The following is a 15,059-nucleotide window of genomic DNA, read 5'->3' as shown; positions in this document are numbered from 1 at the left end:
GAGAACAGGATGCAGCAACTACAAACCGTTATTGAACAAGCCTTCGAACGCCGTGCGGATATCACTCCGTCAAACGTTGACAGCGTAACGCGCGACGCCGTAAACCAGGTCATCAGCAAAATCGACAGCGGCGAATTGCGCGTTGCAGAGAAGATTGATGGCGAATGGGTAACGCATCAGTGGCTGAAGAAAGCGGTGCTGCTGTCCTTCAGAATCAACGACAATCAGGTTATGGAAGGCGGCGAAAGCCGTTACTTCGACAAAGTCCCGATGAAATTCGCAGACTACGACGAAGCCCGTTTCCAGCGTGAAGGGTTCCGCGTGGTGCCACCTGCTGCCGTCCGTAAAGGCGCTTTCATCGCCCGTAACACGGTGCTGATGCCTTCTTACGTTAACATCGGCGCATACGTTGATGAAGGCACCATGGTGGATACCTGGGCGACCGTCGGGTCTTGCGCGCAGATCGGTAAAAACGTTCACCTGTCCGGCGGTGTCGGCATCGGTGGCGTTCTGGAGCCACTCCAGGCCAACCCGACCATCATCGAAGACAACTGCTTCATCGGCGCGCGTTCAGAAATCGTTGAAGGCGTGATCGTTGAAGAAGGCTCTGTCATTTCCATGGGCGTTTACATCGGCCAGAGCACCAAAATTTATGACCGTGAAACCGGCGAAGTATTCTACGGCCGCGTTCCTGCGGGTTCCGTCGTGGTTTCCGGGAATCTGCCTTCTAAAGACGGTAAATACAGCCTGTACTGCGCCGTTATCGTGAAGAAAGTGGATGCGAAAACGCTGGGCAAAACGGGCCTGAATGAGTTACTGCGCACCATCGAGTAAAATTAAAAAGCGGGTAATTGTTTTGAAAACAAAAAGATTACCCGCTATTTTTTTATCTTGCAGATGGCGAATTGTGTCATCAGTCAACGATTCGGACCGCCGTTCGGTTCATTATGATCAACAGATAATCTCCTAAACCAAGGTGGCGCTATGTATGACAATCTGAAAAGCCTGGGCATTAATAATCCCGACGATATTGATCGTTACAGCCTGCGTCAGGAGGCCAATAACGATATTCTGAAGATCTACTTCCGCCGGGACAAAGGCGAGTTTTTTGCTAAAAGCGTGAAATTCAAATACCCGCGCCAGCGCAAAACGATCGTGGCCGATAATGCAGGTCAGGGTTATAAAGAAATTCATGAAATCAGCCCAAATCTGCGTTATGTCATTGATGAGTTGGATCAAATCTGTCAGCGCGATCAGGTTGAAGTGGACCTGAAACGTAAAATTCTTGATGACCTTCGTCACCTTGAATCCGTTGTGGCAAACAAGATTACTGAGATTGAATCCGATCTGGAAAAACTGACCAGCGGCCGCTGATTAATCGCAGCCCGAAGCGTCTGAAAGCAAAAAGGTCAGGTTTTTAGCCTGACCTTTTTTATTGGATTGCGCCGCGTCGCAATAACGTATTTCAGCAATAACCTATTTCAGCAGCTGGCCCCATTTTTCGGCCCAAGGAATCGCCACGGTTTCCGGCTCGGCCGTTTCCATCGCATCGACTTCAAGCATTTCGCCAATGCGGGAAGCGCCCTGCTCCTGCAATAAATCATCCAGCTTATGACCGCCGCCACAGAAATGATCGTAACTGCTGTCACCCAGCGCAATCATGCCGTAACGCAGCTCTGGCTGATAACCGACGGTATCGCGGATCGCGGCATAAAGCGGCGCGATGCTGTCGGGTAAATCGCCCTGACCGGTCGTCGACGTCACCACCAGCACAAAATGATGGCGGTAATACTGCCAGGCTTCCAGCGTGCCTTCTTCAAACAGTTTGACGTCATGCCCCTGGCTTTTGAGCACGGTTTCCGCTTCTTCCGCTACCAGTAATGCATTGCCGTACACCGTCCCGACAAAAATTCCGACTTCAGCCATGGGCTTCACTCCTGTGTGATCTTAACGTCTTAAATTTGTGCACTATCCTGACCGCAAGCGGGGTCAAACTCAACCCTTTCGAGGCCGGGGACTTTCCCCTGCCAGCCGAACTGCGTCACGACATTTTGCCAGCGATGATCCCAGCACGCCTGCAGGTTGAGCAACTTGCCCGTCACCGGATGCGGCAGTTGCATATCGCTGGCGTGCAGCATCAAACCGGAACAGCCGAAATGTTCGGTCATGCCGCGATTCTGCTTTAAATCGCCGTGTGCGCTGTCGCCGATAATCGGATGACGCAAATGCGACATATGACGACGAAGCTGATGCTTGCGACCGGTTTCCGGCCTGAGTTCCACCAGGCTGTATCGGGCCGTATCGTAACGCCCGACGGCGACCGGCATTTCGACCTGCGCGAGCGTACGGTAATGGGTCACTGCGGGCTGCGGCGCTTTATCCGGATTCGCAAACTTATCGGCAATTTTATCCAGCTCTTCCGTCAGTGCGTAATCAAGCGTTCCGTCTTCAGTGACATAGCCGCGAACCACGGCGTGGTACACCTTGCTCATCTGATGATTTTCAAGCTGCTGAGACAGCAGTCGCGCCACATCGCTCGACAGCGCCAGCAGCAAAACGCCCGACGTCGGTTTATCCAGACGATGAACGGTAAAAACATGCTGACCTATCTGATCGCGTAATGTTTGCATCACAAACACCGTTTCATGTCGGTCCAGCCAACTGCGATGAACCAGCATACCCGCAGGTTTATTCACTGCGACCAGATGTTCGTCCTGATACAAAATTTCCAGCATGTCAGTCTTCTATATTGAGCAAGTCGTCAAGGCGTTGCAGCTGATTCAGTAACAGAACTGCTTCAGGCATGGCCTCTTCAAAATAGGGGGTGATAGCAAAACGGGTAGGCAACGGGGCTTCAGCGGCCAGCAACGCGTACATGCGGGGGATCAAAACCCATTGCAGCCATTGCTCAGCGGACATCGTGTCCACTGAAAACGGCTCTTTGCTTTCAAAAGCGTCCGGTTCCGGCGGCGTGGCATGCCACAACTTATCGTTGCGCATCGCCTGTTCGATATCTTCTAAAATCTCGCGAACCTGTTTTTTTGTATTCATGGCTACTCTCTTCGTTCATGGCCCAGGCAGCCTCTGCCGGGGGCGCAAAGCATAACATTGAAGGCCGGATGCCCCAACCTTCTGCATCGTATCCAAATTATCAATCAATCTATAAGTTTTTCATGGTGGCGGTAAACGCCCGATACGGGCAAACTACCGCCACTTTTTTCTTCACTGATGTGTCAACATGCCCTCACAACATCCGCAAAAAGCACACGCTACGCCAGCCAAAGCTATGCTGGCTTCCGTCACGGGTTACGCCATGGACGGTTTCGATTTATTGATCCTCGGTTTCATGCTGCCCGCCATCGCCAGCGAGTTCGGGTTAACGTCATCACAAAGTGGCTCGCTGGTCACCTGGACGCTGATCGGTGCCGTGCTCGGCGGCGTCATTTTTGGCCCGATAAGTGACCGCTTTGGCCGCATACGCGTTCTGACCTTTACCATCCTGATGTTCTCAGTATTTACCGGCCTGTGCGCTTTCGCTCAAGGTTACTGGGATTTGCTCATCTACCGCACGCTGGCAGGCGTGGGTCTGGGCGGCGAATTTGGTATTGGTATGGCACTGATTGCGGAAGCATGGCCGGTTGAAAAACGCAACCGCGCGTCGGCGTATGTCGGAATGGGCTGGCAGTTGGGCGTGTTGCTGGCGGCGTTCCTGACGCCGTTGTTGCTCGGCATTATCGGCTGGCGCGGAATGTTCCTGGTTGGCCTGTTACCAGCGCTGGCTTCTTTTCTGATCCGCCGCACCATGGGCGAACCGGAGGCCTTCGTCAAAAACACGGCCACGAATAACGAAGGTTCGCTGCTGAGCCGCATCAGATTGCTGTTTCGTGATAAAGCCACCGCCAAAGCCAGCCTCGGCATTCTGATCCTCTGCTCCGTCCAGAATTTTGGCTATTACGGGCTGATGATCTGGATGCCCAGCTATCTGTCGAAAAACTTCGGTTTCTCACTGACGAAATCCGGCTTATGGACTGCGGTGACAGTCGTGGGGATGACGTTTGGGATCTGGCTGTTCGGCGTGTTGTCGGACCGTTTTCCGCGCTGGAAAATCTTCCTGATTTATCAGGTTGGCGCGGTCATCATGGTGGTGTGTTACGCACAGCTTTCAGATCCCATGCTGATGCTGTTCGCCGGCGCAGTAATGGGCATGTTCGTAAACGGGATGATTGGCGGCTACGGCGGGCTGATCTCTGATCTCTATCCGGTACGCGTCAGGGCGACGGCGCAGAATTTGCTGTTCAATCTGGGGCGCGGTGTGGGCGGTTTTGGCCCGCTGGTGATTGGCCTGCTGGTTTCGCAGGTTTCCTTTACCGCCGCCATTAGCCTGCTGGCCGCCATTTACCTGCTGGATATCTTCGCCACGCTTTTCCTGTTGCCTAAAAAGCAAGGTCAGGACGACGTGCTGGGCGCGATTGGCTGAAGAAAACGGGAGCTCCTGTTCAATCGGGAGCGCCTTTTAACGCGGGAGTTTGCTGCGCGGAGACAAAAAGTTGGGGGCACTGTTTTCACAGTGCCCCCGGTTCGTTTTATAGCAATCCAGCTACATTAGTGCTCCCTGCTCAGTCCATGAAAACTTTTCCTGCGGTTATCCTAACCGGCTGTCCTTCGCATCGTCCTACTTTCATCCTGACGGTTTATCCTAAGTCATCCCGACTTGCATCCTGGTCATCTGTGACCCGCTCAGCTTCCTTTGTGAGCTCTCTTCTCCGTCCTGGAGGTGTCCCTGGTTTCTTCCTGAAACATCCTGGCATAATCCGATGCCGTCCTGACTCTTCCTGAGCCGTCCCCTGCTTTATGAATCAGCCATCATCCTGATGTTCTGTTTCATGCCTCCTTGGTGCACAACTAGAATCGTCGATTTCGGCTTTCGGAACAAGACGGCGTGTAAGCCAAAAGAAGGGAGTGTAAGCCGCCTTACAGGCGATGAAAACGTTAATTTATTGATATTTAAGAATTTTATAAATAACGAGAAAGGATAACTAAGTCAAATTAGCGAGATCTCTTACAGCCTTTGTGAGAGATCTCTCACACGCATGTGAGCCATTTGTGCTCTGCGGGATGGGGTGTTTTTCAGAACGGCGTCAGGCGGGATAAACAGCGGTCAGCATTGTAAGAAATTCTGACAACGATGGCGAGAGTATCGTTCTTTTTTTGCTGCCGAACTGTTCCAGAACAACATTTCCGGTCACATTGCATAAAGAAACCATATCCAGCTCGGAATCCGTGGTCGCCAGAAAAACCGTCGGCGTCAGTTTCAGGCGTTTTTGCGTCACCAGATGGCCAATCAGATTCTCCTGCAAACGGGTAAAATCTTCCGGGCTCCAGACCTGAAGCAACGTCATCGCATTACCCTGCCAGCTGGCCGTCATATCACCGGCAAACTGCGTCGTGTAAAACGCATGCGCTTCCGGCCGTAACTGGAGCTCCATCGCACGTTCCACATTTTCCAGCGTGGCCGCCGGACTGAAAACCTGAGTCAGCCAAAACACAACGTCGTCATCGGTTTTCACCACACAGGGGGAATCGACGCCAAAGAGCGCTTCGCTGGACGGCGGCATACCGGTCTGCTGCTGCCAGACATCGACATAACGCTGAGTAAATTCACGCAATGCTACAGAAACTTCAGACTCCATAATTCTCTCATCTTCAGCTAAGGCTGGGTTAAACTGGTGGCTATTCCCTATTGTACCTATCTCTAAGCAAGGTGACAGCATGTCCTCTTATCAGGATAACCCCGCACTGGCGCAACTGACGCTGGGCAAAAGCACGGCTTACGTCGATCACTACGACGCTTCTTTATTACAGGCGGTTCCGCGCAGTATGAATCGCGAACCGCTGGGTCTGTTCCCTGACAACCTGCCGTTTCAGGGCGCTGATATCTGGACGTTGTACGAACTGTCATGGCTCAACGCCAAGGGATTGCCGCAGGTCGCGGTCGGTGAGATCAGTCTGAAAGCCGACAGTCACAATCTGATCGAATCAAAAAGCTTTAAGCTCTACCTCAACAGCTTCAACCAGACCGTGTTCCCGGACTGGCAGACGGTACAGGAAACCCTAACGCGCGATTTAAGCGCCTGCGCTCAGGGCGACGTCACCGTCACCGTCAGCCGCCTGTCCGACATTGAAGGCTCGCCGGTCGGGCATTTTGCAGGCACCTGCATTGATGACCAGGACATTGAGATCGACAGCTATGAATTCAGCACGGATTACCTCGCTGATGCCGCAGGCGAAAAAATTGTTGAGGAATCGCTGGTCAGCCATCTGCTGAAATCAAACTGCCTGATCACGCATCAGCCTGACTGGGGTTCCGTGCAAATCCAGTATCGTGGCCCGAAAATTGATCGCGAAGCCCTGCTGCGCTATCTGGTTTCATTCCGCCATCACAATGAATTCCACGAACAATGCGTCGAACGCATCTTCAATGACATCCTGCGTTTCTGTCAGCCCGAAAAGCTGGCCGTCTATGCCCGCTATACCCGTCGCGGCGGGCTGGACATTAACCCGTGGAGATCTAACTTCCCGTTTGAACCTGCAACAGCGAGGCTTGTCAGACAATAATGCGGGGCGTTGCTCAAGAACTGAGCTAACGCTCTGTCAGCATTGGTAAAAGCCTGATGACAAGGTTACTGTTAATTCAGGGAGAGATTCCGGGCACAGCGTATCCGGCGTTCTCTCTGCTATCAGGCTAGTGTTTCTGTTTGCCTGCCGCGATGCGACGCAAAAAACGTGATCCGAAAAATCATGCGTAGCGGGGCTAAAACAGAGATATTCACTGCACCATTTGGTGTCAAGGAGCAACTTTGATTACACATATCAGCCCGCTGGGTTCAATGGATTTGTTGTCGCAGTTGGAAGTCGACATGCTCAAGCGAACCGCAAGCAGCGACTTATACCGTCTTTTCCGCAACTGTTCACTGGCCGTTCTCAACAGCGGCAGCCAGACCGACAGCAGTAAAGAACTCCTCGAACGTTACGAAAGCTTTGATATCAACGTGCTGCGCAGAGAGCGCGGCGTGAAGCTTGAACTGGTGAATCCACCGGAGGATGCCTTTGTTGATGGCCGGATTATCCGTTCATTGCAGGCAAACCTGTTCGCCGTCCTGCGCGACATCCTGTTCGTCAATGCCCAGATTTCCAGTAATTCGCGCTTTGAGAATTTCAACAGCGAGAATTCAGCGCATCTCACTAACATGGTGTTCTCTATTTTACGCAACGCCCGCGCGCTCCATCTGGATGAAGATCCGAATATGGTGGTCTGTTGGGGCGGTCATTCCATTAATGAAAACGAATATCAGTATGCCCGCAACGTCGGCAGTCAGCTGGGCTTGCGTGAACTAAATATTTGTACCGGTTGCGGTCCGGGGGCGATGGAAGCGCCGATGAAAGGTGCAGCCGTCGGCCACGCGCAGCAACGTTATAAAGCCGGTCGTTTCATCGGGATGACCGAGCCTTCTATCATTGCGGCCGAGCCACCGAATCCGCTGGTCAATGAACTGATCATCATGCCGGATATCGAAAAACGGCTGGAAGCTTTCGTGCGTATCGCTCACGGGATCATTATCTTCCCTGGCGGTGTCGGCACGGCGGAAGAGCTGTTGTATCTGCTGGGCATTTTGATGGATCCGGAAAACAGTGCGCAGGTTCTGCCGCTGATCCTAACCGGGCCAAAAGAAAGCGCGGATTACTTCCTTGTTCTGGATGCCTTTATCAAAGACACGCTGGGCGAAGAAGCCGCTAAGTTCTACACCATCATCGTTGACGATCCGACCGAAGTCGCCCGCCAGATGAAACGCGCGATGCCGCTGGTGAAAGAAAACCGCCGGAACAGCGGTGATGCGTACAGTTTCAACTGGTCAATCCGTATTGCGCCGGACCTGCAACATCCGTTTGAACCCAATCACGAAAACATGGCGAACCTGAATCTGTATCCGAACCAGCCACCGCAGGAACTGGCCGCCGCACTGCGCCGCGCCTTCTCCGGGATTGTGGCCGGTAACGTGAAAGAATTCGGCATTCACGCAATCGAAAAGCACGGGCGCTTCAAGCTGCATGGGGACCCGGCATTGATGAAAAAAATGGACAGTCTGTTGCAGGGTTTTGTCGCACAGCACCGCATGAAATTGCCGGGCAGCGCGTACATTCCTTGTTATGAAATCTGCGCCTGACACCGTTCAGGCTGCATTTCTGAAACAGTTCCCGGAGCGACGTAAGTCGCTCTGATTTTATGGATTGATGACCCGCTTATGGCCATACACCTGCTGATTATAGATGCCCTCAACCTGATCCGTCGCATTCACGCGGTTCAGGGTTCTCCCTGCCTTCTCACCTGCCAGAATGCCGCCAGACAACTCGTTCAGCATACGCAGGCAACGCACGCCGTCGCGGTTTTTGATGAAGACGACCGCGCCGACAGCTGGCGTCATCAGTGCCTGCCGGATTACAAAGCAGGACGCTCCCCGATGCCGGACAACCTGTTTGCGGAGATGCCGGAACTGAAAGCGGGTTTTGCCGCGATGGGCATCACCTGCTGGCACTCAGCCGGAAATGAAGCGGATGATCTGGCTGCCACGCTGGCGGCAAAAGTCTCTTCCGGCGGGCATCAGGTCACGATTGTGTCGACGGACAAAGGTTACTGCCAGTTACTGGCACCGAACGTACAAATCCGTGATTACTTCCAGAAACGCTGGCTCGACATGCCTTTCGTGCGCGAAACCTTTGGCGTTTTGCCGCAACAGCTTACCGATTACTGGGGTCTGGCGGGGATCAGCAGCAGTAAAATTCCGGGCGTGCCGGGGATCGGGCCGAAAACAGCGGTGACTTTGCTGACGCAGACCGGCTCGCTGGACGAGCTTTACCACAATCTGGAAGGCGTTCCGGAGAAATGGCGCAAAAAGCTGGAAGAACACCGCGAGCTGGCTTATGCCTGTAAACGGGTTTCGACGCTGCAAACCGATATCGCGCTGGACGGCAATTTACAGCAACTGCGTCTGCCCTGAATTTCGCATTAAAAAAGGCGTTTCTATTAAGAAACGCCCTAACCAGATACTCAAAACAATTCGAGTTGCAGGAAGGCGGCAAGAAAGCGAACCCCGATGAGCTTACATGAGTAAGTGATTCGGTGAACGCGCGAAGCCAACGCATCTGCAGCTCGAAGTATGAAGGGTATCAGCGGTCGCGCTCGTCGCGACGCCCACCAATGGCCGACCAGAAACGACGAATGTGTACGGTCACTTCTTCGCGGTCGTGATAAAGCTGCTTGGCGAAGATCTCCGCATTCACGCCGTTTTCTTTCAGGCGTTCATCGATGCGTTCAAGAATGTTAGTCACTTCTTCATAACGCTTCTTCATCGGCAACTTCAGGTTGAAAATTGCCTCACGACACCAGCCATTCACCAGCCAGTCGCACATCAGCGCGGCCACTTTCGCCGGTTTTTCTACCATGTCGCACACCAGCCAGTAGTTTTTGGTGCTGGTGGATTTGTAGCGGAAACCATCTTCGCGCAAATGAATCACCTGACCAGTTTCCATCAGGCTCGGTGCCATCAGGCCGTTATCAATGGCGGTGACCATCATGCTGCGTTGGGTCAGCTGATACGTCCAGCCGCCAGGACACGCACCCAGATCTACCGCATACATTCCGCTCGCCAGACGCTCATCCCATTCATCGGCCGGAATAAAGACGTGGAACGCTTCTTCCAGTTTCAGCGTTGAACGGCTCGGCGCTTCGGACGGGAACTTCAGACGCGGAATACCCATATAGAACGGGGAATTATTGTTGCTGTAGGAATAGCCCACATAACAGCAACCCGGCGCGATAAAGAACACGTGAACGACCGGGCGCAGGGCATTTTCTTTCTTACCCAGCACGCGGCACTCGCGCATCGCAGAACGTAGCGGAACGGTCAGCTTGCGGCAAAACTTGGTCAGCTCTTTGCTTTCGTTGGTGTCCGGCACCTCAACGCGCAATTCCCCACCGTTGGTAATGACGTTCTGCACCATCCCGACAATCGGCGAAACGCGATCTTCCGGCGGTAAATCTTTCAGCAGTTCGCCGACGACGATCATCTGGCGGGCAAAAATCAGCTCGCGGAAAGGCAGATTTTTTGCAATGCGGTCTGCGTCATCCGGCTGATAACATTCAAACAGCACATAACCGCTGTTTTCTTTTACGCGGGCAAAACCAAAGATTTCCATCTTCGCGGCTTTGCCGGTAATTTCTGCTGCACATTCTTTTTCAAAACCCTGACGGCAGTAGAGGGCAACTTTATTCATGGCGTTCGGCCTTTTTCTTCAGGCGCAGTGCGCCGATCAACAACAAAATCCAACCGACCAGAAATAAGGTACCGCCAATCGGAGTTACAAAAGCGAATAAACGGAGATGAGACAGCGCCAGACAATAAAGGCTGCCGCTGAATAAAACGGTTCCCAGCGCTAAAAAGGCGCTGCTCCAGTAGAACCACACATTACGCTGGCGCTGCATCGCAACACCTAAAATCATCACCACCAGCGTGTGAATACTTTGATACGTTAAACCGGTATGGATCCATGCCATTTCCGCGTCGCCGAGCGACTGGCTCAGGACGTGTGCGCCGAAAGCGCCGAAAGCAACGTAAACAAAACCGCTGATCGCGGCAAAGATCAACATTGAACGACTGGTCATTATGCGTTACCTGTTATCGTTGTTTGCTGAGAAAGCAGCGAATTATAAGCTTTGTCAGCCTGTTCAGGAAAACCTTCCCCAGACTCAGGCATCACGCCTGATCGAAACGAAAACGCAGTTTTTCCTGCTCGCTGGCTGCGCGGGCAAGGATCCACTGACGAAAGGCGGCTATTTTACCCAGTTCTGCCTGACTGTCATGACAAACCAGATAAAAAGCATTTTTACTGATTAAAACTTCACTGAACGGACACACCAGACGTCCGGCCTCGATTTCCGTCTGCGCCATTACATTATTCACCAGCGCAATCCCCTGCCCGTGAACCGCCGCCTGAACGACCATCGCACTGTGGCTGAAAATCGGCCCCTGTTGCACATTCACCTGCTGCAATCCCAGCTGTTTGGTGTAGGCCAGCCAGTCGCGGCGCGAGGCATCGTGCAATAACGTGTGATGACTCAAATCTGCCGGTTCTTTCAGCGGATTATCGCCCATCAGCAAAGACGGAGAACAAACCGGGAGTAAATATTCGGCATATAAACGTTCCGCCCGCAGACCCGGCCAGTTGCCGCGCCCGTGGAAAATCGCCACGTCCACGTCGTCGGACAATTTGTCCTCTTCGCGGTCAACGGCCTGGATACGCACATCGATGCCCGGATAAGCTGAGTTAAAGCCAGACAATCTCGGCACCAGCCATTGAATCGCAAAGCTTGGCGGCAAACTGACGGTCAGCGCGCCTTTCGCACTACGCGCCTGAAGTTTACGCGTTGCCTCGTTGAGGGCCGAGAATATCTCTTTGATATCCAGATAATAACTCTGCCCTTCTTCGGTCAGTAACAATGACCGATTACGCCTGCGAAACAGTTTTAGCCCTAAAAAGTCCTCAAGTGACTTAATCTGGTGGCTAACAGCGGCCTGTGTGACGAACAATTCCTCAGCCGCTTTAGTAAAACTAAGGTGGCGCGCTGCGGCATCAAACACCCGCAGAGAATTCAGTGGCGGTAAACGTTTTGACATAGAATGGATACTTCTTATTCGCCGGTAAGCGGAACGCCTGTCCGTGGGTTTTGATATTAGTTTTTTTAATCCGAGACATTATAATTTGTCCGTTGAGGATGTACAGGCAAAAACCTATAGTGGCGCCACTTCCTGAGCCGGAACGAAAAGTAGATTGGTATGAGGATGCTGAAATACTTTTGGCTTGTGGTTGTGATGTTGTGTTTGCAATTGTCCGGCAATCCGGACACGTAGCGTGAATGCTATAAACTTTTCACTTCCTGTACATTACCCTGTCTGTCCAAAGTGATTTTTCAGCACCGCTATTTGCGGTGCTTTTTTTTGCCCAAATTTCACCGCAGGGAACGGTTTGTGCTGCGCATAATGTGACAAAACCGGCCACGTCGCAAGAGGGGCCGGTTTTGTCAGAAAGCAGCTAAGTGAGTGCCCCGTCAGGGTCTCACCGGAGGGATCAGTTCCCTTCTGCCATTTCTTTGACTTCAGATTTATTGATCTGCTGCTTGTTGCCATACGCATCGGTATAACTGATCATACCGGTATCACTGTCAGTGCTGGGTTTGCCTTCAGCAACAATGGTGCGACCATCGTTGGTGTGCATCACATAATTACTCGAACAGGCGGCAAGTGTTGTTGTCAGCAGTGCGGCTGAAATTACGGCGGCGATCTTCTTCATCATAGACTCCTTGCAGATTAAAATGCTTTAAATTCCTGGGAAAACCCCAGGCTAATGCTTCTAGTCATCGTAATTCAGCATAACAAACCTCTGATTAATTTCCAGGTAACCATTCCTAAAATGAATAAGCGGCTTGTGTAACAGATAAATCTGTACTTTTTCACTCAGGCCATAGGATCTGATTTCGTATGAAAGACTTTAAACCTGCTGATATTCGTCAACAATTTCCTGCGCTGTCACAGGGACAATGCTATCTCGACAGCGCTGCGACGGCGCTCCGGCCTCAGGCGGTGATTGATGCGACCCTGAATTTTTATACGCAGGAAGGTGCCACGGTTCACCGCAGCCAGCACCTTGCGGCGCAAATGCTGACAGAAGAATATGAGCAGGCCAGAACACGGGTTGCGCAGTGGATTAACGCACCCCGCTCAGAGGATATAGTCTGGACGCGCGGCACCACGGAATCCGTGAATCTGGTTTCGCAAGGCTGGCTGCGCCCGCAATTGCAGCCGGGCGACGAGATTATTGTCAGCGAGGCGGAGCATCATGCAAACCTGATTCCGTGGCTGATCGTGGCGGAGCAATGCCAGGCGCGCGTCGTCACGCTGCCCATTGATGAGCAGGGTTTGCCGGATATCGCCGCTCTTCCGGCCATTCTGAATTCCAAAAGCCGTCTGCTGGCATTAGGACAGATGTCGAATGTCACGGGCGGCGCGCCGGATCTGGCTCGTGCCATCGGACTCGCTCATGCCAACGGAACACCGGTCTTTATCGATGGCGCGCAAGGCGCTGTCCATTGCCCGGCAGACATGCAGGCTATGGACATTGATTTCTATGCTTTCTCCGGCCACAAACTGTACGGTCCGACCGGCATTGGCGTGCTTTACGGCAAAACGGCGCTGCTGGAGAATATGCAACCGTGGCAAGGTGGCGGAAAAATGCTTACACAGGCGTCGATGACCGGTTTTACGCCTCAGGCCGTTCCGCATCGTTTCGAAGCCGGTACGCCGAATATTGCGGGCGTTATCGGCATGTCAGCGGCGCTCAAGTGGCTGGAAACTGTCAATATGCCTGCTGCCGAAACGTATGCGCAGCACCTCGCGACGCTCGCGGAACAGCAGCTTGCTGAACTCACGGGTTTCCGCAGTTTCCGTTTGCAAAACACATCGATTTTATCTTTTGATATCGCCGGTGTGCATCACAGCGATCTGGTGACATTACTGGCCGAACAGGGGATCGCACTTCGTGCAGGCCAGCATTGCGCGCAGCCGTTAATGGAAGCGCTGGGCATCAGCGGAACATTGCGTGCCTCATTTGCGCCGTATAATAACGAAAACGACGTAACGCGGCTGGTCGCGGCGGTAAAATACGCGCTGACGCTGTTAGCAGATTAATTCACACCGAGGTAAACCATGTTAGCCCCACACCCTTTCGGGCATGAAATCACTGAAACGTCCCTGACGGAAAAATTTGCTTCGTTTCGCCAGTGGGAAGATCGCTACCGTCAGTTAATTCTGCTCGCGAAATCCCTGCCGCCGCTTGATGCTTCGCTCAGAACGCCTGAAAATGAATTATCAGGCTGCGAAAATCGGGTCTGGCTGGGTGCCGAAAAGACAGAAAACGGGACAATGCATTTCTATGGCGACAGCGAAGGACGGATCGTGAAAGGGTTGCTGGCCGTATTACTGACGGCCGTGGAAGGCAAAACGCCAGCGGAAATTCTGAAGCAGGATCCGCTGGCGTTATTTGACGTGTTAGGTTTACGCGAACAACTGAGCACCAGCCGTTCCAGCGGGCTGAATGCGCTGGCGGAAGGCGTAATCGCCCTCGCCCGTCAGGCCGCCTGAGCCTGACGCTGAGCTTTCGCCATCATCTTTTTAAGTACATGGGAAACCGCGACAAAACCGAATGTGGCGGTAACCATGGTCGCAGCACCGAATCCGGAAGCACAATCCATACGTTTCGGCCCTTCCGCCGTCGCACGTGACGTACATACCGATCCATCGGCCTGCGGATACATCAGCGGTTCGCTGGAGAATACACAATCAATGCCCAGCTTTCCTTTGCTGTTTTTCACGACATTAAAATCATTTTTCAGACGTTCACGCAGTTTCGCCGCCAGCGGATCCTGAATGGTTTTTGCCAGATCGACGACGGCGATTTGCGTCGGATCAATCTGACCACCGGCTCCGCCCGTTGTGACGACGGGGATTTTAAAGCGGCGACAGTACGCCAGCAAAGCCGCCTTCGGACGCACGCTGTCGATTGCATCAATGACGTAGCTGAAGCCTTTATCGAGCATTTCTGCGACATTGTCGGGCGTAATGAAATCGTCGATGCAGGTGACGTTGCATTCGGGATTAATCGCCAGAATACGCTGGGCCATGATTTCTGTTTTCGCCTGCCCGACATTTTCCCGCAATGCATGAATCTGACGGTTGGTATTCGTGACGCAAACATCATCCATATCAATCAGCGTGATAGCGCCAATACCGGTTCTCGCCAGCGCTTCCGCCGCCCAGGAACCGACTCCGCCAATGCCAATCACACAGACGTGTGCCTGCGAGAACAGCGCCAGCGCCTGCTGACCATAAAGGCGAGCAGTACCGCCAAAGCGTTGCTGATAAGCGTCGGAGTATGTTGCTGTCATGAACGAA

The 15,059-nt window shown here is 52.9% G+C and carries 17 protein-coding genes; 8 read left to right on the top strand and 9 right to left on the bottom strand.

The features are described 5' to 3' along the window. Positions 1–9 precede the first annotated feature (9 nt). A complete protein-coding gene (gene dapD, locus BV494_RS21275; protein WP_104924620.1) occupies positions 10–834 on the top strand; it encodes a 2,3,4,5-tetrahydropyridine-2,6-dicarboxylate N-succinyltransferase in 825 nt (274 codons plus the stop codon). Positions 835–984: 150 nt separating this feature from the next. After that, a complete protein-coding gene (locus tag BV494_RS21270; protein WP_056781756.1) occupies positions 985–1,374 on the top strand; it encodes a DUF3461 family protein in 390 nt (129 codons plus the stop codon). Positions 1,375–1,476: 102 nt separating this feature from the next. Here the strand turns inward: BV494_RS21270 and BV494_RS21265 are convergent, their stop codons facing one another. Genes BV494_RS21265 through BV494_RS21255 form a run of 3 tightly spaced genes read right to left on the bottom strand, consistent with a single transcriptional unit; the run spans position 1,477 to position 3,051 of the window. After that, entirely contained in the window at positions 1,477–1,926 is a 450-nt protein-coding gene (locus BV494_RS21265; RefSeq protein ID WP_104924619.1) for a flavodoxin, read from the bottom strand. A 29-nt stretch (positions 1,927–1,955) separates the two neighbouring features. After that, entirely contained in the window at positions 1,956–2,735 is a 780-nt protein-coding gene (truC, locus tag BV494_RS21260) for a tRNA pseudouridine(65) synthase TruC (RefSeq protein WP_104924618.1), read from the bottom strand. 1 nt (position 2,736) lies between these two features. Beyond that, a complete protein-coding gene (locus tag BV494_RS21255) occupies positions 2,737–3,051 on the bottom strand; it encodes a YqcC family protein (RefSeq protein ID WP_104924617.1) in 315 nt (104 codons plus the stop codon). Positions 3,052–3,238: 187 nt separating this feature from the next. On the opposite strand from BV494_RS21255, the gene BV494_RS21250 reads away from it, so the two are divergent. Further along, the gene (locus BV494_RS21250; protein WP_104924616.1) at positions 3,239–4,477 is read left to right on the top strand and encodes an MFS transporter; all 1,239 of its coding nucleotides are present in this window, start codon (positions 3,239–3,241) and stop codon (positions 4,475–4,477) included. Positions 4,478–5,138: 661 nt separating this feature from the next. Here BV494_RS21250 and syd read toward each other — a convergent pair. Then, positions 5,139–5,690, bottom strand: coding sequence for a SecY-interacting protein (gene syd, locus BV494_RS21245; RefSeq protein WP_104924615.1), 552 nt, complete (start codon positions 5,688–5,690; stop codon positions 5,139–5,141). 79 nt (positions 5,691–5,769) lie between these two features. Between syd and queF the strand changes: the two genes are divergently transcribed. From queF to xni, 3 genes are all read left to right on the top strand, one after another. Then, complete coding sequence (gene queF, locus BV494_RS21240; RefSeq protein ID WP_104924614.1) at positions 5,770–6,615, top strand: NADPH-dependent 7-cyano-7-deazaguanine reductase QueF; 846 nt, start codon at positions 5,770–5,772, stop codon at positions 6,613–6,615. A gap of 242 nt (positions 6,616–6,857) precedes the next feature. Further along, positions 6,858–8,222, top strand: a complete 1,365-nt coding sequence (ppnN, locus tag BV494_RS21235) for a nucleotide 5'-monophosphate nucleosidase PpnN (RefSeq protein WP_104924613.1) — start codon at positions 6,858–6,860, stop codon at positions 8,220–8,222. A gap of 78 nt (positions 8,223–8,300) precedes the next feature. Continuing rightward, positions 8,301–9,053, top strand: a complete 753-nt coding sequence (gene xni / locus BV494_RS21230) for a flap endonuclease Xni (protein ID WP_104924612.1) — start codon at positions 8,301–8,303, stop codon at positions 9,051–9,053. A gap of 169 nt (positions 9,054–9,222) precedes the next feature. On the opposite strand, the gene rlmM is transcribed toward xni, so the two are convergent. The 4 genes from rlmM to BV494_RS21210 all read right to left on the bottom strand — a co-directional run bounded on the left by rlmM (position 9,223) and on the right by BV494_RS21210 (position 12,402). Next, a complete protein-coding gene (gene rlmM / locus BV494_RS21225; protein WP_104924611.1) occupies positions 9,223–10,329 on the bottom strand; it encodes a 23S rRNA (cytidine(2498)-2'-O)-methyltransferase RlmM in 1,107 nt (368 codons plus the stop codon). Continuing rightward, positions 10,322–10,717: a DUF423 domain-containing protein gene (locus BV494_RS21220; protein ID WP_104924610.1), complete on the bottom strand. Its 396-nt coding sequence runs from the start codon at positions 10,715–10,717 to the stop codon at positions 10,322–10,324. The genes rlmM and BV494_RS21220 overlap by 8 nt, the downstream gene beginning before the upstream one ends. Before the next feature lie 91 nt (positions 10,718–10,808). Then, complete coding sequence (locus BV494_RS21215; protein ID WP_101079234.1) at positions 10,809–11,729, bottom strand: transcriptional regulator GcvA; 921 nt, start codon at positions 11,727–11,729, stop codon at positions 10,809–10,811. A gap of 451 nt (positions 11,730–12,180) precedes the next feature. Continuing rightward, positions 12,181–12,402, bottom strand: a complete 222-nt coding sequence (locus BV494_RS21210) for a YgdI/YgdR family lipoprotein (protein WP_104924609.1) — start codon at positions 12,400–12,402, stop codon at positions 12,181–12,183. Positions 12,403–12,590: 188 nt separating this feature from the next. On the opposite strand from BV494_RS21210, the gene csdA reads away from it, so the two are divergent. Next, a complete protein-coding gene (gene csdA, locus BV494_RS21205) occupies positions 12,591–13,796 on the top strand; it encodes a cysteine desulfurase CsdA (RefSeq protein WP_104924608.1) in 1,206 nt (401 codons plus the stop codon). A gap of 18 nt (positions 13,797–13,814) precedes the next feature. Then, positions 13,815–14,249, top strand: coding sequence for a cysteine desulfurase sulfur acceptor subunit CsdE (gene csdE / locus BV494_RS21200; protein ID WP_104924607.1), 435 nt, complete (start codon positions 13,815–13,817; stop codon positions 14,247–14,249). On the opposite strand, the gene tcdA is transcribed toward csdE, so the two are convergent. Continuing rightward, the gene (tcdA, locus tag BV494_RS21195; protein WP_104924606.1) at positions 14,237–15,052 is read right to left on the bottom strand and encodes a tRNA cyclic N6-threonylcarbamoyladenosine(37) synthase TcdA; all 816 of its coding nucleotides are present in this window, start codon (positions 15,050–15,052) and stop codon (positions 14,237–14,239) included. The genes csdE and tcdA overlap by 13 nt on opposite strands. Positions 15,053–15,059: the final 7 nt, after the last annotated feature.

The organism is Rahnella sikkimica (assembly GCF_002951615.1).
Classification (GTDB): Bacteria; Pseudomonadota; Gammaproteobacteria; order Enterobacterales; family Enterobacteriaceae; genus Rahnella; species Rahnella sikkimica.
The sequence above is the reverse complement of the archived record's forward strand: the minus strand, read 5'-3'. Positions and strand labels throughout refer to the sequence as shown.

What these genes read in the sequence shown, in the direction of transcription:
- dapD (WP_104924620.1), top strand. Translation starts at nt 10, where the DNA reads ATGCAGCAACTACAAACCGTTATTGAACAAGCCTTCGAACGCCGTGCG.
- BV494_RS21270 (WP_056781756.1), top strand. Translation starts at nt 985, where the DNA reads ATGTATGACAATCTGAAAAGCCTGGGCATTAATAATCCCGACGATATT.
- BV494_RS21265 (WP_104924619.1), bottom strand. Translation starts at nt 1,926, where the DNA reads ATGGCTGAAGTCGGAATTTTTGTCGGGACGGTGTACGGCAATGCATTA.
- truC (WP_104924618.1), bottom strand. Translation starts at nt 2,735, where the DNA reads ATGCTGGAAATTTTGTATCAGGACGAACATCTGGTCGCAGTGAATAAA.
- BV494_RS21255 (WP_104924617.1), bottom strand. Translation starts at nt 3,051, where the DNA reads ATGAATACAAAAAAACAGGTTCGCGAGATTTTAGAAGATATCGAACAG.
- BV494_RS21250 (WP_104924616.1), top strand. Translation starts at nt 3,239, where the DNA reads ATGCCCTCACAACATCCGCAAAAAGCACACGCTACGCCAGCCAAAGCT.
- syd (WP_104924615.1), bottom strand. Translation starts at nt 5,690, where the DNA reads ATGGAGTCTGAAGTTTCTGTAGCATTGCGTGAATTTACTCAGCGTTAT.
- queF (WP_104924614.1), top strand. Translation starts at nt 5,770, where the DNA reads ATGTCCTCTTATCAGGATAACCCCGCACTGGCGCAACTGACGCTGGGC.
- xni (WP_104924612.1), top strand. Translation starts at nt 8,301, where the DNA reads ATGGCCATACACCTGCTGATTATAGATGCCCTCAACCTGATCCGTCGC.
- rlmM (WP_104924611.1), bottom strand. Translation starts at nt 10,329, where the DNA reads ATGAATAAAGTTGCCCTCTACTGCCGTCAGGGTTTTGAAAAAGAATGT.
- BV494_RS21220 (WP_104924610.1), bottom strand. Translation starts at nt 10,717, where the DNA reads ATGACCAGTCGTTCAATGTTGATCTTTGCCGCGATCAGCGGTTTTGTT.
- BV494_RS21215 (WP_101079234.1), bottom strand. Translation starts at nt 11,729, where the DNA reads ATGTCAAAACGTTTACCGCCACTGAATTCTCTGCGGGTGTTTGATGCC.
- BV494_RS21210 (WP_104924609.1), bottom strand. Translation starts at nt 12,402, where the DNA reads ATGAAGAAGATCGCCGCCGTAATTTCAGCCGCACTGCTGACAACAACA.
- csdA (WP_104924608.1), top strand. Translation starts at nt 12,591, where the DNA reads ATGAAAGACTTTAAACCTGCTGATATTCGTCAACAATTTCCTGCGCTG.
- csdE (WP_104924607.1), top strand. Translation starts at nt 13,815, where the DNA reads ATGTTAGCCCCACACCCTTTCGGGCATGAAATCACTGAAACGTCCCTG.
- tcdA (WP_104924606.1), bottom strand. Translation starts at nt 15,052, where the DNA reads ATGACAGCAACATACTCCGACGCTTATCAGCAACGCTTTGGCGGTACT.